This window comes from Sphingomonas sp., from assembly GCF_035317925.1.
Lineage (GTDB): Bacteria > Pseudomonadota > Alphaproteobacteria > Sphingomonadales > Sphingomonadaceae > Sphingomonas_I.
On record NZ_DATHFV010000027.1, the window covers coordinates 1 to 18,379 of the forward strand.

An 18,379-nucleotide genomic window follows, 5' to 3' on the forward strand; every position below is an offset into this window, starting at 1 on the left:
ATGACGCCGCAGTTCCGGTTCCCGATGACCCACGGGTTCCCCTGCTCGATCTGCTGAGGGAACAACTCCACCTGACGGGCACGAAGAAGGGATGCGATCAGGGCGCGTGCGGCGCCTGCACCGTGCTGGCCGATGGCGAGCGCATCCTGTCCTGCCTCGCGCTCGCGATCCAATATGACGGCCGGTCGATCACGACGATCGAAGGGCTGGGCGCACCCGGCGCTCTCCATCCACTGCAGCAGGCCTTCGTGGAGCATGATGGCTTCCAGTGCGGCTATTGCACGCCGGGACAGATCTGCTCGGCGGTGGGGATGGTCGCGGAGCTGCGGCGCGGCGTGCCGAGCCATGTCACCGCCGACATCGCCGCCGAAGCGATCCCGTTCGACCATGACGAGTTGCGCGAGCGGATGAGCGGCAATCTATGCCGCTGCGGCGCGCATAACGGCATCATCGACGCGATCAACGATGCTTATGCGGAGGCGGCGGAATGAACCCCTTCACCTACAGCCGCGCGGGTGATGCCGCCGCGGCGATCGCGCAACTCAAGAATGAGGGCGCCAAATATCTGGGCGGCGGCACCAATTTGGTCGACCTGATGCGCGAGACGATCGAGCGCCCGACGGCGCTGGTCGACGTGACCGGTTTGTCCGACGCCATCGAAGAGACGGATGAGGGCGGCCTGCGGATCGGCGCGGCCGCGCGCAACACCGCGCTGGCCGAGCATCGTCTGATACGCACCAATTATCCGATGCTGTCGCGCGCGATCGTCGCGGGCGCATCGGCGCAAATCCGCAACATGGCGACGGTGGGCGGCAACCTGCTCCAGCGCACGCGCTGCGCCTATTTCTACGATGATGATGGCGCGCGCTGCAACAAACGCCGGCCGGGCGAGGGCTGCGACGCGATCCACGGCTTCAACCGGATGCATGCCATCCTGGGCGCGTCGGACGCGTGCGTGGCGGTGCATCCATCGGACATGGCGGTGGCGCTCGCCGCGCTGGATGCGACCGTCCATGTGGAGAGCGCAAGCGGCGCCAGGCGCCTGCCCCTCTCCGAACTGCATCGGCTGCCGGGCGACCAGCCGCAGGTCGAGACCTTGCTGGAACCGGGCGAGCTCATCACCGCGATCGAACTTCCAGCCATGCCGTTCGCGGCCCGGTCGACCTACCGCAAGGTGCGCGATCGTTCGAGCTACGCCTTTGCGCTGATCTCGGTCGCGGCGGCGCTAGAGCTCGAGGGCGGGCGCGTGCGGCAGGTGCGGATCGCGCTCGGCGGCGTAGCGCATAAGCCCTGGCGGGCGCGCAAAACCGAGCAGGCCTTGCTCGGACAAACCGCAAGCGAGGCGGCGTTCCGCGCGGCGGCCCAGGCGGAACTCGCCGACGCCCGTCCGCTCCGCGACAACGGATTCAAGATCGAGCTCGCCGAACGGACCATCGTCGCCGTGCTGGCCGAGCTTGCGGGAGGGGCGGCATGAGCATCGTCGGCGACGCCAAGCAGGCGGTGCAGGGTCTGGTGCAGGGCGCGATGGCCAAGGCGGTGGCGCTCGCGCCGGACAGCTGGATACCGGGCGGCGAACCCGATCCGCTGATCCGTCACCAGCACGGCCATATCGGCAGGCCCATCTCGCGCATCGACGGGCCGATCAAGGTATCGGGCAAGGCGACCTTCGCCGCCGAATTCCCGATGGAGCGTATGGTCTACGCCGCGCTCGCCTACAGCACGATCGCGCGGGGGAGGATCCGCGATCTCGATACGTCGGCGGCGGAAACCGCGCCCGGCGTGATCGCGGTGATGACCTATCGCAACGCGCCGCGCCTGCAGCAGCCGCCGGCATTCATGACCGCGCCCAAAGCGGCGAGCGGCGACACGCTCCCGATCCTGCAGGAGCCCGACATCCATTGGAACGGCCAGCCGATCGCGGTGGTGCTGGCGGAGACCCAGGAACAGGCCGATTATGCCAAATCCCTGATCCACGCGGCCTATGACGAGGCGCCATCGCTGGTCTCGTTCGAGGAAGCGATCCGCAAGGGCACGAAACCGGGCCTGTTCATGGGCGGGCCGCTCCACAACGAGATCGGCAAGGCGGAGGAGGCGCTGGCGGCGTCCGACTACCGCATCGATGCGACCTACCGCACGCCGCGCCACAACCATAACGCGATCGAGCTGCATGGCGTGACCGTCGTCTGGGACGGCGACACATTGCGGGTCCACGACGCGTCGCAACTCGTAGCGCACACCGCCTGGTCGATCGCGCATATGTTCGGGATCGAAGAGGACAAGGTGGTGATCACCTCGCCCTTCGTCGGCGGCGGCTTCGGCGGCAAAGGTCTGTGGCAGCATCAGGTGCTGGCGGCGCTGGCGGCGAAGCTGACGAGCCGGCCGGTGAGGCTCGTGCTGTCGCGCGAAGGGGTCTACCGCGTCGTCGGTGGGCGCAGCCTGACCGAGCAGCGGGTCGCGCTTGGCGCTGGTAAGGATGGCAAGCTCAAGGCGCTGATCCACACCGGCACCACCGCCAAGACATCGACCAACGCCATGCCGGAGCCGTTCATCCTGCAGACGCGCAGCTGCTATGGCGCCGAGACGATGCTGCTCGACGTGCAGGCGGTCGAGCTCGATATGCTCGCCAACACCTTCATGCGCGCGCCGGGAGAGTCCGTCGGCACCTTCGCGCTGGAAAGCGCGATGGACGAGCTGGCCGAAGCGCTGGGCCTCGACCCGATCGAGCTGCGCCTGCGCAACGAGCCGGAAAAGGATCCGACCACCGGCCTGCCCTTCTCGTCGCGTGAGGTCGAAAAGGCATTCCGTGATGGCGCGGCGCGTTTCAACTGGGACAAGCGCAATCCCGTGCCGGGCAAGACCCGTGAGGGCGAATGGCTGGTCGGCATGGGCTGCGCCACCGGCACCTATCCTTATTACCGGATGCCGGGCGGTGCGGCGCGGATCACGCTGTCCAGCGACGGCCATGCCGTGGTCGATATCGCGGCGCACGAAATGGGGATGGGCACCGCGACCGCGCAGACCCAGGTGGCGGCGGAACGGCTTGGCCTCTCGCTCGATGCCGTGACGTTCAACTATGGGGATTCGACGTTGCCCGGCTTGGTGCTTGCGGGCGGATCGCAGCAGACTGCCTCCATCGGCGCGTCGGTGATCGCGGCGCATCGCGCGCTGGTGACCGAATTGCTGACGCTGGCAGGCAACGATTCCCCGCTGGCTGGCCTGAAGCCCGGCGAAGTCGGCGCGCGCGACAGCGGGCTGTGCAAGCTCGACGAGCCCAGCAAGTTCGAAAGCTACGCCTCGATCCTTGGTCGCGCGCGGCGATCGTCGATCACGGTCGAGGCGAGCCCGCCGGCCCCGCTCGAGACGCTGCATTGGTCGATGCACAGCCATAGCGCGGTCTTCTGCGAAGTCCGGGTCAACACGGTCACGGGGGAGGTGCGCGTAAACCGGCTGCTTGGATCGTTCGATTGCGGCCGCATCCTCAACTCCAAGACCGCGACCAGCCAGTTTCGGGGCGGTATGATCATGGGACTCGGCCTGGCGCTGATGGAGGAAACCCAGTTTGACGAGCGCAACGGGCGGATCATGAACCCCAGTCTCGCCGAGTATCACGTGCCGGTGCACATGGACGTTCCGGAAATAGACGTGATCTGGACCGACATTGCCGATCCGCACGCCCCCATGGGGGCACGCGGCATCGGTGAAATCGGGATCACCGGTACGGCGGCGGCGGTGGCCAACGCGGTCTACAACGCCACCGGCAAGCGCATCCGCGACCTGCCGATCACGCTCGACAAGTTGCTGTGAGCCGCGTGCGGCTCGGATTGCGATCCTTCTTGGCTGAAGGCGTGCGCATCCTTACGCTCACGGCATGACAGATATTGACGATGCTATTGCCGCCGCAGCGTTTCGAAGGCTGGTCGCCCATCTCCAACACCGGACCGACGCGCAGAACGTCGACCTGATGGGCCTGGCAGGCTTCTGTCGCAATTGCCTGGGCGACTGGTTGGCGGAGGCCTCTGACGGCACGTTCAGCAGCCTCGACGGGCGAGACTATGTGTACGGCATGCCCTACGCCGAGTGGAAAGCGCGCCATCAGCAACCGGCCACGCAGGAGCAGCTCGAGCGGATGGCCGAAAGCCTGAAGCGCAACCCTGCCTGACCGGGCAATGGACCCCTTGGGGCGGCAAATGGCCTTCGGTCACAACAGATGGTAAGCCAGCCGCATGGCACGGCAACCGGCTCGACATTGGGTGTACCGGCATACGGTTTCGACGCGGCTGTGGCATTGGTTGAACGCGCTCACGATCTTCATCATGCTGATGAGCGGACTGATGATCTTCAACGCGCATCCCCATTTGTACTGGGGCAAATATGGCGCCAATTTCGATCCGAGCTGGCTCGGGATCGGGCCGACTCCGCAAGGCGGCGGCGAGCTCAGGGTCTATCAGGCGCACATCCCCACGACCGGCGTGCTCGGCCATTGGAAGGACCAGCACGGCCATGTCCAAACCCGCGCTTTCCCTTATTGGGCCACGATCCCGGCCCATTACAGCCTGGCAGGGGCGCGCCGCTGGCATTTCCTGTTTGCCTGGGTCCTCGTCCTGGGCGGCACCTTTTATGTGATCGCAAGTCTGATCAATCGGCATTTCCAGCGCGATCTTGCCCCGTCGCGCGATGATCTGCGGCCGCGGCATCTGTGGCAGGACATCAAGGATCATGCGCGGCTGCGCCTGCCCCGCGGCAAGGCCGCCGCACGCTATAATCCGCTTCAGAAGCTTGCTTATATCGGCGTGATCTTCTTCCTTATTCCGATGATGATCCTGACCGGACTCGCGATGGGGCCCGCATTCGATGCCACCTTTCCCCAGTTGTTGGTCGTGTTCGGTGGGCGCCAATCGGCGCGCTCGATCCATTTCCTGTGCGCAATGGGATTGCTCGCCTTCGTCCTGGTTCATCTCGCCATGGTCGTGCTGGCCGGACCGATCCGCGAGATACGGTCCATGATTACCGGCTGGTTCAACCTCCCGCCGTCCAGGCCGCGCCGTGGCTAAGCTGGTTTCGCGCCGCAACGCGCTGACGATCGGGGGCGGGCTACTGGTCGCTGGCTGCGACAGGATCGCCGCCACCAGGACCGCCCAGCATGGTTTCAAGGGGGCCGAAGATCTGACCTATCGCGTCAGCCGGTTGCTGACCGCGCGCGACGCGCTGGCGCCGCAGTTCACCGGCGCGGACGTTTCGCCAATCTTTCGATCGAACGGCACCGCGATGCCGCGCTCGCCCGAATATGCGCGGCTGGCGGCAGCCAATTTCGCTGGCTGGCGGTTGCATGTCGGCGGACTGGTGAGCCGCCCGCTCGCCATTTCGCTGGAATCGCTGAAGGCCCTGCCTCAGCGCACCCAGATCACGCGCCACGATTGCGTGGAAGGCTGGAGCGCGATCGGGCAATGGACCGGGCCGGTGTTGGGGCCGATCCTGCAATTCGCAGGTCTGTCGAGCACGGCACGCTATATCGTGTTTCATTGCTACGACGATTTCGGCGGCACGCAATATTACGAGAGCGTCGATCTGGTCGACGCATTCCATCCCCAGACGATCCTGGCATGGGCACTAAACGGCCGCCCTTTGCCCGTCCCGAACGGCGCGCCGGTACGACTGAGGATCGAACGGCAGCTCGGCTACAAACACGCGAAATATCTGCGCGCGGTCGAAGCGGTTGCAAGCCTTGATCAAGTCGGCGGCGGCAAGGGCGGCTATTGGGAAGACGTCGCGGATTATGCGTGGTTTGCCGGCATTTAGCGCAGGAAAGAGATTGGCGCGAGCATGGCTGCGCTTGCGTGGCTGGCCCAAACGGCGCAACTTTCGCGTGGTCGTTTGAGTCTCTCGAACGCCGCACGGACTGAGGTTGCGAGTATGCGGATAGAATGACGGTCGATTCCTATATCCCGCCGCTCCCGGCCGATGAGCCGAATCGTCAGAAAGCGGTGGATCGCGCGATCGGCAAGGCGAGCGCGGTGCGCAAGCAGCTCCAGAAGCTGGTCGACGAAGCTGCGAAGCGTTTCCACACACCGATGGCGGCGCTGTCGATCATCGACAATCAGCGCCAATGGTTCGCCGCCACGCACGGCTTCGACGATCCCGAAACGCCGCGCGCCATTTCCTTCTGCGCGCATGCCATCCTCCAGCCAGACGAGGTGACGGTGGTCGGCGACGCGACCCAGGATCGGCGGTTCGCGACCAATCCGGTGGTGCGCTTCAAGCCCAATGTCCGTTTCTATGCCGGCGCCCCGGTGATCGATGCCGACGGCTTCGCGCTCGGCACCCTGTGCGTGATCGATCAGGAAGCGCGGCTGCCGGACGTGGACCGCGAATATCTGTCCAGCCTGGCCGCCGAAGCCAGCCGCCTGCTCGCGGAATAGCCCCTCTCCCGCTCGGCGCGGGCGCTTCCTATATTGGCGGCAACCAACCCATGGGAGCCAATATCATGGCCGATTATGTCCGCGACGAAGCCGCCATCGCCAAGCTGACGCCCGAGCAATTTCGCGTCACCCAGCACAGCGGCACCGAACGCCCCGGCACGGGCGAACTGCTCTACAACAAGGCGCCCGGCATCTATGTCGACATCGTCTCGGGCGAGCCTTTGTTTGCGTCGTCCGACAAGTTTGAATCGGGCTGCGGCTGGCCGAGCTTCACCAAGCCGATCGAGCCCGCTTATGTCGCCGAACTGCGCGACACCACGCATGGCATGATCCGCACCGAAGTCCGTTCCAAAAATGGCGACAGCCATCTCGGCCATGTGTTCGAGGACGGCCCGATCGATCGCGGCGGCCTGCGTTACTGCATCAACTCCGCGTCCCTGCGCTTCGTCCCGCGCGAGGAGATGGAGGCGCAGGGTTATGGCGCCTATCTCGACCAGGTCGAGGACATCGCCTGAGCCTCTTCGGAATTCGAGCCCCTTCAGCTTTTGGCAAACATCTTCCGGCATATAGCTGCGGCGCTATAGTGTCGCGGCTTCCCCGTGACGCGGAATGAACTGATCGGAGGCGCACGCGTTGCGCTTCCGATGGGTTCAGTTGAGGGTCGTATGGGTAATGTAGCTGCTATCGCCGGCGTCGTGTTGCTTCTCGCCGGTATTACCCTGGTCGCGCTGCTGGGCGATCGGCGCTCGCGCTCCTGGATCCCTTATTTCGGTATCCTGCTCGCCGTGCTGGGCCTGGGCATCGAGCTGGCCGGCGCGGTCTCCGCCGCCTGACGCCTTTTCACTCCTGACGCCTCTTTTCACTCCCGATTGACAGGTTCCGCCCTTCGGCGGAGTTTGTCGCCAGCCGCGACGACAGCGGCATGGAGAGAGGGAGCCGACATGAAGACTTTCGCTTTGGCGCTGGTGCTTGCCCTGGCCGCCGCGCCCGTCGCCGCGGAGACGGTCGATCCGCTGCAATCGGAAACGCTGATCAAGAAGGTGATCAACGAGCCTGGCACCGCCTACACATTCTATGGCGGCGGCATGACGCAGAAGTCGATGAAGGATCCGGACCTTCCCGGCGGCGCGTTCGTGCGCGTCGACGTGAGCCAGAAAGGCGGCCATCCGTGGGACGTCGGCGGCGGTTATCCGATCCTGAAACCGATCAAGGCGGGCGACGTGATCTTCTTCGCTATTTACGCGCGCGCGCCCAACCTCAAGCCTGGCGAGACGGCCTCCATGCCCGGCCTCGGCGTCTGCGAGAACGCATCGCCCTACACGCCGATCGCGGTCGAGGATAAAAAGCTCACCAATCAGTGGAACGTCTATTACGTCTCCGCCAAGGCGACCTCGCCCTGGCAGCGCGGCCAGGCGCATGTCGCGATGCAGCTTGCCGCCGACAAGCAGGTGATCGACCTCGGCCCGGTCTTCGTGCTCGACCTTGGCCCTGATTACGATATCAATACCCTGCCGCATAACTAAGCGAACAAGGGGATGACAGGGCGATGCGCACGATTTTCCGGAGGGGAGCGGGCGTATTCGCCCTGTTGTCGGGCGCGGCGTTAGCGGTACCGGCAACAGCGCAATGGACGGCGGAGCAGGACCGCACGGACATGATGCGCCAATTGGGCATCACCGCGCTGATTCCCGGCCCGAGCGGCGACGAGAAGGCACCCAACCACGCCAATGTGGATGAGGCCAAGGCCAATCCCTATCCGGTCCTGCCCGATCCGCTGACGCTGAAGAATGGCGGCAAGGTCGCCGACGCCAGGATCTGGTTCGACAAGCGCCGCTCTGAAATCCTCGAAGACTATACGCGCGAAGTTTACGGCCGCGTCCCCGCGAACCTGCCGCCGGTGCAATGGAAAGTGATCGCGGCCGACCACGAGATGGTCGACTTCTTCAACCCGATAATCGCGCGGCGCGTGGTCGGCCATGTCGAGGATCCAGCGGACCCATCGCGCAGCATCGACATCCGCATGATGGAGGTGCTGCCGGCCAACGCCAAGGGACCGGTGCCGGTGCTGATCATGTTCGGCTTCGGCGCGAGCGCCTGGCCCGAACCGTCGCAACCGACACCGCCCGAATATGACCGCATCAACGCCGCGATGAAGGCGATGCTGATCAAGCAGGACCCGAGCCTGGCGGCGGTGTTCGACGCGCATCAAGCCTTCGCCTTCGCCACCCCGCCCGGCTTCCATCTGCCCCAGCACGACGCCAACGGCGATTTGTCGCCGGCCGAGCAATTGATCGCGGCCGGCTGGGGCTATGTCGCGCTCGACCCGACCAGCGCGCAGCCCGACAATGGCGAGGGCCTGCGCAGCGGCATCATCGGCATCGGCAACCACGGCGCGCCGCGCAAGCCCGAGGATTGGGGCGCGCTGCGCGCCTGGGCGTGGACCGCGAGCCAGGTGCGCGAATGGCTTTCGACCGACAAGGCGGTGGACGCCGGCAAGATCGGGATCGAGGGCGTGTCGCGCTATGGCAAGGCCGCGCTCGTCACCATGGCCTTCGATCCCAAATTCGCGGTCGGGCTGATCGGATCGTCGGGCAAGGGGGGCGGCACCCTGCTCCGCCGCAATTTCGGCGAGAATGTCGCCAATCTCGGCACCGGCGAATCCTATTGGTTCGCGGGCAATTTCCTGAAGTACAATACGAAGGGTGTGTCCAAACCCAATATGGATGCGAACGACTTGGCCGTCGATTCGAACGAACTGTTCGCGCTCGCCGCGCCACGCCCGCTTTTCATCAGCCATGGCGTGCCGGAAGCCGGCGACGCGCACTGGATCGACCAGAATGGCGCGTGGAAGGCCGCTTATGATGCGGGTCGCGTCTACAAGCTGCTCGGCAAGACCGGCGTCGGCGTGGCCGGGCCAGCCGAGATGCCGCCGCCGACCACGATGATCGATGGCGCACTCGCCTGGCGCCAGCATACCGGCGGCCATACCGACGTGCCCAATTTCCGCTACTTCATCCCCTGGGCGAACAAGGAACTCGGCGTCGGCAAACCCTAGTCGGACGTTTGGAGGAGGGGTGCAAGCGTGGGGCGGCGCGCTAACGATCGCATACGCCCCGCGCGAACCGCTGCCTAGGCAGTCCATCCGCCGTCGATGGTCAGACTGGCGCCGGTCATATAGCTGGCGCCTGGACCCGTCAGCCAAGCTACCAAGTCGGCGATCTCTTCCGGCTTTCCGATGCGACCAAGCGGCAGCTTGGGGACGATGTACTCCATCAGGTCGGCGGTCATGTCGGTTTCCACCGGGCCGGGCTGCACGTTGTTGATGGTGATCTGGCGGGGCGCGAAGTCGAGCGCGGCGCCGCGCACCAACTGGGCCACTGCGGCCTTGGTCATGGCATAGACGCTGGAACCGGGCGAGCCGATCCGGTCGGCGGTGTTGCTGCCGATGGTAATAATGCGCCCGCCGTCCAGCATGTGTGGGGCGGCATAGCGGATCGCGGAGAAAACCCCGCGCACGTTGACCGCCAGCATGCGGTCGAAGTCGTTCATGGCGAACTGGTCGATGGCGCCGCTGATCAGGACGCCAGCGTTGACCACCAGCACCCCCAGCGTTCCGAAGCGCTCGACGGCAGCCTCGACCGCGACGCGCACGGCCTCGGGATCAGCGCTGTCGGCGCGGATGGCAAGGACAGCCCCGCCGCTGGCTTCGATGTCCTGGGCTAGCCTGGCTGCCCGGTCTGGCGAGCTAACATAGGTGAAGGCGACAGGGCGTCCCTCGGCGGCTAGGCGGCGAACGATGGCGGCGCCCATGCCGCGCGCGCCTCCGAAAATCAGAGCGGGAGTTGTGTGGGAAAAGGTGGAGGTCATATGCGGCTTCCATTATTGACTGATTGGTCCGCAACCCATCCTCCATTCCAGACTGCTTGGTCAATAACATTCTGGACTGATCGATCAAAATTGGTAGAATGCCGCTATGGCCAGGCCGTCCGAGTTCGATCGATACGAGGCGATCGCCAAAGCAATCAAGGTGTTCGCGCGCCAAGGATTTGAAGCGGCCTCGACCAGCGACTTGCTCGAGGGCATGGGCATTGCCCGGCAGAGCCTCTACGGCGCATTCGGGGACAAGCGCGGCCTGTTTATTGAGGCCCTTCGCCGCTATGCGGCCGGCTCCCTCGCGCAAATGCGCGGCACCCTGGCGGACGGAACGGCGGGCGAGGCTATCGAGGCGGCCCTGCTGGTCGGGCTCGGCTCCAGCGACGATGTCGAAAGCGGATGCCTGGGGGTCGGTTCCATCGTCGAGTTCAGCCGCTCGGACCCGGAGATCAACGCCCTCAACGATGCAGCCGGCGAGGCCGTGGTCGCGGCCTTCTCCGCCCGGGTTCGCGATGGCATTGAGGCTGGTGAGTTGGATGCGGGGCTCGACACCGACGCCGTCGGCCGGATGCTGCTGATCCTGCGTTCGGGCCTCAAGGTGGCGGCGCGTGGCGGTGCGAGCGAGTCTGAACTCCGCGATACCGCCCGCCTGGCGTTGCGCGGTCTGGCCCGCGATCAGACTTAGCCGCTAATGCCCGTTTTCCACCCTCCCGCGACCTTCCGAACGTCTGCAAACGGGTAGGGCCGCGCCGCTCTTCCCCGAGCCGTGAGGACGCTCTCGGGCGGGTACCAAGCGTCCAATTCAATCCACTAGCGGATCGGGGCCGGGCTCGCCCCGGCAGCGCTCTGCGCATAGGGGCCGATCAGCGTGCCGACAAACCCGCCCGCCTTCGCGGTCGAGAGGTTGGTCGCATCGACGTCATGTGCCGCCGGCAGCCACTGGCCGGGCTTGACCGCATAATCGAAATCATAGGCGCCGCCGCGCGCATGAATGCGGAGCTGGATCGGGCCCGCGGGTACCGGTCTGCGCGCCATCACCACGCCGCCCGGGGGATCGCCCGGCCCCGCGCGCCGCGTGACCCGCACGACCAGCTTGCCGTCGATGCGCGCAAGCGCGACGCTCAGGAAATAATTATCGTTTTGAAGCGCCGCGAGACCGGCCTCCTCGCCCTCGACGGGCGCGAAGCGGAGCGACGCCACGACGATCGCCTCGGGATTCTGCTGCCGCCGCGCGATAAAGCTCGGCTGCTTGCCGTCGCCCAGCCGCTCGTTACGTACCTCCAGCACAAGCGCCCCGTGCTCGAGCCGGTGCCAATTGGTGGTCGGCGAGCGCATCATCATCCATTCGGGGCCGAGCGCCGCGCCGGTAAATTCCTCGCGCGTTTCGAAAGCGCCGGTGGTCGGCGGCGCGGTATCGCGCGGCAGATCCGGCGCCTTGGCGAGGATCGGGATCGGGATCGGGGTGGCGTGCGGCAGGATTGTCGGCCAGCCTTCATGCCAGGTCACCGGGGCGAGAAAGGTCTCGCGGCCCGTATTATAGAGGCCGCCCGCATAAGGCCGGGTCGCGAGGAACACCGACCACCAATCGCCTTTTTCGGTCTTCACCAGATCGGCATGGCCGGATGACGTGATCGGATTGGCGCGCGCGGGATCGAGATCGCGCTGCGTCAGGATCGGGTTCACCGATGCGGGGGCGGGCAGATATGGCCCCTCCACCTTGTCGGACCGGAAAATGACTTCGCTGTGATTTTCCGCGGTGCCGCCTTCGGCCGCCATCAGATAATAGGTACCGTCCTTCTTGAAGAGGTGTGGCCCTTCGATCCAGATCGGGTTCTTCGAGGGCTCGACGCCGGCATCGACGATCACCTTCGCCTCGCCCACCGCCTGCAGCGTCCTGGGATCGAAGCGGGTCAGCCAGATTGCGGTATGGCCCTGATAACGCCTCGCCTGCGGATCGCCATTGTGGACCAGCCAGGCGCTGCCGTCGTCGTCGAAGAAGAGCGAGGGGTCGATCCCGTCGACATTCTTGAGCCAGACCGGGTTCGACCACGGCCCCTTGGGATCATGCGCGGTCACCACGAAATTGCCGCCGCAAACGACGCAGGTGTTGACGATGTAGAACAGCCCGTCGTGGTGCGAGATATCGGGCGCGAACGTGCCAAGCGACATGCCGAGCCCGGTGAAATCCAATTGTCCCTTGCGGTCGATCGCGTTGCCGATCTGGCGCCAGTGGACGAGGTCGCGGCTGTGCCAGACCGGCAGGCCCGGGAACCACGAGAAGCTCGAATTGACGAGATAGAAATCCTGCCCCACGCGAACCACGCTCGGGTCGGGATAATAGCCGCCCAGCACGGGGTTGCGATATTCGCCTGGCCCCGCCGCAGGGCCCGGCTCGACATTGCGATAATCGACCCAATCGAAGCGCGCAAAATCGGTCGCGCTGGACATCGATGTCAAATTGAGCGACAACCCAAGGAATGTAAGCGTTTTCAACAGATTGCGTGGGGCGATTTTGATCATGAAAACTGCTTTCCGATGGCTTTCGGGTCAAGAGTCGGTATTGAACGCGTCACCCGCAGCATAGCGGGATTACTTGGGAGAGGTACATGATGCGCGATTTGAAGCGCTTAGCCGTGTCGGGACTCGCGATCGCGCTGGCCACCGCAACGACCGCGCAGCCCGCAACCGAGCGCGGCGTGGCGCATCCGGCGCTCTGGCCCATGGCCAGGAGCCAGGGGCTGGTCGATCCCAAAACCGAGGCCTTCGTCAGCCAGTTGATGGCGAAGATGACGCTCGAGGAAAAGGTCGGCCAGATGGTCCAGGGCGATATCTCGACCATCCGCCCCAATGATCTGCGCACCTATCCACTCGGTTCTATCCTCGCCGGCGGCAGCTCGCCGCCGCTCGACAGCCCCGACCGTTCGCCCGCCGCCGCCTGGCTGGCGACATCGCGCGCGTTCAACGCGGTGGCGAACGAGACCCGGCCGGGCCACACCACCATTCCGATCATCTTCGGCATCGACGCGGTCCACGGCAATGCCAACATCGTGGGCGCGACCGTCTTCCCGCACAATATCGGCCTCGGCGCGATGCACGATCCCGCGCTGATGACGAAGATCGGCCGCGCCACCGCGGAAGAGACCGCCGCCGCCGGCATCGATTGGGCGTTCGGCCCGACCCTGACCGTGCCGCAGGACGAGCGCTGGGGCCGCGCCTATGAAGGCTATTCGGAGGATCCGGCGGTGGTTGCCTCCTATGCCGGGGCGATGGTCGAAGGCCTGCAGGGTCCGCCCGGCAAGGGCACGCTCCAGCAAGGCTATGTCGCGGCCAGCGCCAAGCATTTCCTCGGCGATGGCGGCACGATCGGCGGCGTCGATCAGGGCGATGCCGACATTCCCGAAAGCGAACTGATCCGCATCCACAATGGCGGCTATCCCAATGCGATCGACGCCGGCGTGATGAGCGTGATGGCGTCGTTCAGCATGTGGCAGGGCGTCAAGATGCACGGCAACAAGAGCCTGCTGACCGACGTGCTCAAGGGCCGGATGGGCTTTGACGGCTTCGTCGTCGGCGACTGGAACGCGCACGGCCAGGTGCCGGGCTGCACCACCGAGGATTGCCCGGTCAGCTTCAATGCCGGGCTCGACATGGCGATGGCACCCGATGGCTGGAAGGCTTTGTTCCACAATACGGTCGCTGAGGTGAAGGCGGGCAAGATCCCGATGGCGCGCGTCGACGATGCGGTGCGCCGCATCCTGCGCGTCAAGGTGAAGCTCGGCCTGTTCGATCCGGCGCGCCCTTATGCCGGCCGGCTCGATGTGGTCGGTGCGCCCGAGCATCGCGTGATCGCGCGGCAGGCAGTCGCCGAGAGCCTGGTGCTGCTGAAGAACAATGGTGTCCTCCCGCTCAAGGCGAGCGCGCATATCCTGGTCGCGGGCGCTGACGCCGACGATATCGGCCAGCAATCCGGCGGCTGGACCCTGTCATGGCAGGGCGACGGCAACACCAATGCCGATTTCCCGGGCGGCACTTCGCTTTATGCCGGGATCGCCGCAGCGATGAAGGCGGCGGGCGGCAGCGCCACGCTCAGCCCGGACGGCAGCTATACCGCCAAGCCCGACGTCGCGGTCGTGATCTTCGGCGAACAGCCTTATGCCGAGATGCGCGGCGACATCCGCACGATGGAATTCCAGGCCGGCGACAAACAGGCACTGGCGCTGCTCAAAAAGTTCAAGGCGGCGGGTATCCCGGTCGTTTCGGTCTTCCTGTCCGGCCGACCCTTGTGGGTGAATCCGGAGATCAATGCGTCCGATGCGTTCGTCGCCGCCTGGCTGCCGGGCAGCGAGGGCGGAGGCGTCGCCGACGTGCTGATCGGCGATGCAGCCGGCAAGCCGCGTCACGATTTCCACGGCACCCTGTCGTTCAGCTGGCCCAGGACGGCGGGCCAGTTCACGCTCAATCCGGGCGAGAAGGATTATGATCCGCTCTTCCCGCTCGGCTATGGCCTGACCTACGCGCATGGCGGCACGGCCGGCGCGCTGAGCGAGGTGTCTGGGGTCGACCCCAGCCTTGGCAATACCAGCACCTTTTTCGCCAAGGGCCAAGTGCCGGCGCCGTTCACCTACAAAGGCGATCCGCAGGTGGTGCTGAAGCCGGTCAACAGCGCGACCTTGCAGGAAGGCGCCGCGCAACTGACCTGGCCCGCCGGCCAATCGGGCACGGTCGGCGTCGCCAGCAAGGGCATGAACCTGCTGCGCGAGGTCAATGCCGACGTGCAGTTGCAGATCACCTATCGCGTCGATCGCGCACCCACGGCACCAGTCAAGCTGACGCTCGGCAATGCGGCGGTCGATGCGAGCTTGTTATTCGCCAAGGCCGGTCCGGACTGGCGCACGATCAAGGTGCCGCTGCGCTGTTTCCGCGACCATGGTGGTGATATGGCCAATGTCATGACGCCTTTCGCGCTCGGCACGACCGGTCCTTTCACCGTTTCGATCAGCGAGCTGCGGCTCGCCGCCGATCCGGCGGGGTCGATCTGCCCCAAATGAGGTCCGTGCTCCGGGCTGCGGCGACCGCTCTGGCTGCGATCCTGCTGATCGCTGCCGACAATGCCCCGCAGCCCGCGATCCGGCTGAACCAGCTCGGCTTCCAGCCGGGCTCGCCCAAGCATGCGGTCGCGGCCGATCCTTCACCGACAGTGCTTTTATGGTCGGTGACGGATGCCGGCGGCGCGGTCGCCGCCCACGGTTCGACCAGTTTGTTCGGGGACGATCCTGTCTCGGGCGACCATGTCCATCAGCTCGATCTGAGCGCGGTGAAGCAGCCCGGCACCTATCGCCTCACCGTAGGCGCCAATACAGGCCGTCCGTTCGTGGTCGCGCCGGACGTCTATCGGCCGCTGGCGCGCGCGGCGCTCAATTATTTCTACCAGACACGCGCGGGCACACCGATCGAGGCGCGGTTCGCGGGCGGGGCGCAATGGGCCCGCCCCGCCGGCCACCCGCACGAAATCGCGCCCTGCTTCTCGGGCACGGACGAAAGCGGCACGGTCTGGCCCGGCTGCGGCGCGTACAAACGCGACGTGACCGGTGGCTGGTACGATGCCGGCGATCAGGGGAAATATGTCGTCAATGGCGGCATTGCGGTGTGGACGCTGCAGAATCTCTATGAGGTCGAGCGGACGATCCCCGAGACGAAACGCTTCACGCACGGCGCGGAACTGGTGCCCAATCAGGGCAAGCTCGACCCTCTGCTGGTAGAGGCGCGGTGGGAAATGGATTTCCTGCTGGCGATGCAGGTGCCCGACGGCACGCATATGCAATTGCCGGTCGGCCGCCAGGCGTGGAATGCCAAGATGACGCTCAGCGACGTCGATGCTTCGGGCATGGCGCATCACAAGGTCGCCGATCTGCATTGGACCAAGCTGCCGATGCCGCCGCAGGACGATCCCGAGCCGCGCCTGCTCTATCCGCCGACGACCGGCGCGACGCTCAATCTCGCCGCCACCGCCGCGCAATGCGCGCGCATCTGGAAGACGATCGACCCGGTCTATTCGGCACGCTGCCTCGATGCCGCGACGCGCGCCTTCGATGCAGCCCTTCGCAATCCGGCCATCTATACGGGCAATTTCACCGGCAGCGGCGGCTATGGCGATCCCAATCTCGCCGACGAATTCTATTGGGCGTCCGCCGAATTGTTCGCGACCACGCACGACCCGCTCTACGCCGACGTGCTGCACCGCGTGCATTTCTTCACCGATCCCGTGCACGAGCCCGGTTGGGGCAGCACCGCCGCGCTCGGCACGATCACGCTGGCACTGACCGACGGCGCGCTCAGCGCGCCGGAACAGGCAGCCCAGCGCAAGCTGATCGTGGCGGCGGCGGATGGCTTCCTCGCCGAGGAAGCGCGCTCGGGCTACCGCCTGCCTTACGCCTCGGCTAATTATAGTTGGGGTTCGAACTCCAGCCTGCTCAACCGCGCGATCCTGCTCGGCCTGGCCGCGCGCTTCACCGGCGAGGCGCGCTATCGCGACGGCATGGTCGACGTGATGGACTATATCCTCGGCCGCAATCCGCTCGACGAAAGCTTCGTCTCGGGCTTCGGGGCGCGCGCGATGCACAATCCGCATCACCGCTTCTGGGCGCATATGCTCGACCCGCATCTGCCGCCGCCGCCGCCGGGCGTGGTCTCGGGCGGGCCGAACAATGGTCGGCCCGCGGACGATATCGCGCGCACGATGGGCCCGTGCGCGCCGCAGCGTTGCTGGCAGGATCATGCCTTCGCCTATTCGCTCAACGAGGTGGCGATAAACTGGAACGCACCGTTGCTGTGGGTTGCGGCTTATCTCGACGATACGCGCTAGCGTCCTCGCCTCGTCATGCTGAACTTGTTTCAGCATCCATCGAGAGGCCGGACGCCAAGCCGCTAAATGGACCCTGAAACAAGTTCAGGGTGACCGGATGAAAAGCAAAAGGCAGCAGGATTCCCGCCTTCGTGGGAATGACCAAGAACTACCCCCGCCCGCTCAACGTCATCAGTAGATAATGGCGGATCTTCTCGGTCCGCTCATGACTGCCCGGCCCCATCACGCCCTGGGCATGGTCCGGCAGATGCGCCGCCGCCTGATCCGCATCGTCGCCGAACACGAGATGTTCGAACCAGGCGCGCCACGCCTGCTTCTCCGCCGGCGGCAGATCGCGCACGCTCATCAGCGCATGGACGAGCGCGATGAACGGCGTCGCCGAGCTGTCATAGGCCCACCAATAATTGACGAGCACGTTCAGCCGATCGAACGCGCGGACATGGTGCCACCAGATGGACGGAATGAAGAGCGCGTCGCCCGGCTCCATTTCGGCCACTTGGGCATGCGCCAGCGCCTCGGCGAAGCGCGGATAGCGTTCGAGATCGGGCGCGTCGGGATCGACCATCGAATTGGGAGGCCCGGCGAGCGTATTGTCGAGCGGCCCGAGATAGAGGTTCGCGACCTGCTCGGGCGGGAAGAGCGTGAAACGGCGCCGGCCCGCCACGCAGACAGCGAGGTTGGGCGAGGAATCGAAATGGGTCGCGACCTGGGTCGCATTGCCGATCCACAGCCGCGGCACCGCATCGGACGGCGGCAGGTCGAGCGGGTTCGCTTCCTGCCAGCCGGGCAGATGCTCGGGCGCGGCGGCGGCATTGGCATAGATCGCTGGCGGCGCTGCGACACGCTGTTCGGCCAGCCGCAGCAATTCGCCGACCAAATTGGGCAGCGGCACATGCTGCCGCTGAAAATTGAAGCCCTGCATGTCGTCGCGATAGAAGAAGCGGCCCCCGATCTCGGGCGGCCCGACCAGCACCTCGAGCGGCTTGCCGCCGCCGAAGCCGGCCAGATATTCCGCTATCGCGCGATCGCCGCCTTTCGCGTGCTCGACCGCGCGCCAGTCGGCGACCTGGCCGCGCAGCAGAACCGGGACATGCCCACTCGCGACTTCAGCCCGGAACGTCGCGGCATCGACAGCATCGCGTTCGATCACGCGATTGGGGGTGGCGGCGGGACGATCGGCGATCATTCCCGTGGCTTAGCCATCCTAGCGAATGGTGCCTAGCTTGAC

17 protein-coding genes are annotated in these 18,379 nt (G+C 65.6%); 14 read left to right on the forward strand and 3 right to left on the reverse strand.

Going from position 1 to position 18,379, the window contains the following annotated elements:
- The 11 genes from VK533_RS01875 to VK533_RS01925 all read left to right on the forward strand — a co-directional run.
- The coding region (locus tag VK533_RS01875) for a 2Fe-2S iron-sulfur cluster-binding protein (RefSeq protein WP_324374465.1) at positions 1-491 on the forward strand (491 nt) is incomplete at its 5' end.
- A complete protein-coding gene (locus tag VK533_RS01880; protein ID WP_324374468.1) occupies positions 488-1,474 on the forward strand; it encodes a xanthine dehydrogenase family protein subunit M in 987 nt (328 codons plus the stop codon). The genes VK533_RS01875 and VK533_RS01880, both read left to right, overlap by 4 nt.
- Complete coding sequence (locus VK533_RS01885) at positions 1,471-3,804, forward strand: xanthine dehydrogenase family protein molybdopterin-binding subunit (RefSeq protein WP_324374470.1); 2,334 nt, start codon at positions 1,471-1,473, stop codon at positions 3,802-3,804. Before VK533_RS01880 ends, VK533_RS01885 begins: the two co-directional genes overlap by 4 nt.
- 64 nt (positions 3,805-3,868) lie before the next feature.
- Positions 3,869-4,159 (forward strand): DUF1244 domain-containing protein, encoded by a 291-nt coding sequence (locus VK533_RS01890; protein WP_324374472.1) that lies wholly within the window; start codon positions 3,869-3,871, stop codon positions 4,157-4,159.
- A gap of 64 nt (positions 4,160-4,223) precedes the next feature.
- Positions 4,224-5,051, forward strand: a complete 828-nt coding sequence (locus VK533_RS01895; protein ID WP_324374476.1) for a cytochrome b/b6 domain-containing protein — start codon at positions 4,224-4,226, stop codon at positions 5,049-5,051.
- Between the two features lies 1 nt (position 5,052).
- Positions 5,053-5,796: a molybdopterin-dependent oxidoreductase gene (locus VK533_RS01900; RefSeq protein WP_414712270.1), complete on the forward strand. Its 744-nt coding sequence runs from the start codon at positions 5,053-5,055 to the stop codon at positions 5,794-5,796.
- 125 nt (positions 5,797-5,921) lie between these two features.
- Positions 5,922-6,416, forward strand: a complete 495-nt coding sequence (locus VK533_RS01905; protein WP_324374481.1) for a GAF domain-containing protein — start codon at positions 5,922-5,924, stop codon at positions 6,414-6,416.
- Between the two features lie 65 nt (positions 6,417-6,481).
- Positions 6,482-6,931 carry a peptide-methionine (R)-S-oxide reductase MsrB gene (gene msrB / locus VK533_RS01910; RefSeq protein WP_324374483.1) on the forward strand — a complete coding sequence of 150 codons (450 nt, stop codon included), beginning with the start codon at positions 6,482-6,484 and terminating at the stop codon, positions 6,929-6,931.
- Positions 6,932-7,081: 150 nt separating this feature from the next.
- Positions 7,082-7,249, forward strand: a complete 168-nt coding sequence (locus tag VK533_RS01915; protein WP_324374485.1) for a hypothetical protein — start codon at positions 7,082-7,084, stop codon at positions 7,247-7,249.
- Between the two features lie 108 nt (positions 7,250-7,357).
- Positions 7,358-7,939, forward strand: a complete 582-nt coding sequence (locus VK533_RS01920; protein WP_324374487.1) for a hypothetical protein — start codon at positions 7,358-7,360, stop codon at positions 7,937-7,939.
- Between the two features lie 23 nt (positions 7,940-7,962).
- A complete protein-coding gene (locus tag VK533_RS01925) occupies positions 7,963-9,471 on the forward strand; it encodes a hypothetical protein (protein WP_324374489.1) in 1,509 nt (502 codons plus the stop codon).
- A 74-nt stretch (positions 9,472-9,545) separates the two neighbouring features.
- Here the strand turns inward: VK533_RS01925 and VK533_RS01930 are convergent, their stop codons facing one another.
- A complete protein-coding gene (locus VK533_RS01930) occupies positions 9,546-10,283 on the reverse strand; it encodes an SDR family NAD(P)-dependent oxidoreductase (protein ID WP_324374491.1) in 738 nt (245 codons plus the stop codon).
- A 106-nt stretch (positions 10,284-10,389) separates the two neighbouring features.
- On the opposite strand from VK533_RS01930, the gene VK533_RS01935 reads away from it, so the two are divergent.
- Positions 10,390-10,974, forward strand: a complete 585-nt coding sequence (locus VK533_RS01935) for a TetR/AcrR family transcriptional regulator (protein WP_324374492.1) — start codon at positions 10,390-10,392, stop codon at positions 10,972-10,974.
- A gap of 125 nt (positions 10,975-11,099) precedes the next feature.
- On the opposite strand, the gene VK533_RS01940 is transcribed toward VK533_RS01935, so the two are convergent.
- On the reverse strand, positions 11,100-12,809 hold the full coding sequence (locus tag VK533_RS01940; protein ID WP_324374494.1) for a glycoside hydrolase family 43 protein: 1,710 nt from the start codon (positions 12,807-12,809) through the stop codon (positions 11,100-11,102).
- An 86-nt stretch (positions 12,810-12,895) separates the two neighbouring features.
- Between VK533_RS01940 and VK533_RS01945 the strand changes: the two genes are divergently transcribed.
- Positions 12,896-15,337 carry a glycoside hydrolase family 3 protein gene (locus VK533_RS01945; RefSeq protein ID WP_324374496.1) on the forward strand — a complete coding sequence of 814 codons (2,442 nt, stop codon included), beginning with the start codon at positions 12,896-12,898 and terminating at the stop codon, positions 15,335-15,337.
- Between the two features lie 5 nt (positions 15,338-15,342).
- Positions 15,343-17,151: a glycoside hydrolase family 9 protein gene (locus tag VK533_RS01950; RefSeq protein WP_324374497.1), complete on the forward strand. Its 1,809-nt coding sequence runs from the start codon at positions 15,343-15,345 to the stop codon at positions 17,149-17,151.
- Positions 17,152-17,299: 148 nt separating this feature from the next.
- Here the strand turns inward: VK533_RS01950 and VK533_RS01955 are convergent, their stop codons facing one another.
- Positions 17,300-18,337 (reverse strand): cupin-like domain-containing protein, encoded by a 1,038-nt coding sequence (locus VK533_RS01955; RefSeq protein ID WP_324374499.1) that lies wholly within the window; start codon positions 18,335-18,337, stop codon positions 17,300-17,302.
- Positions 18,338-18,379 lie beyond the last annotated feature (42 nt).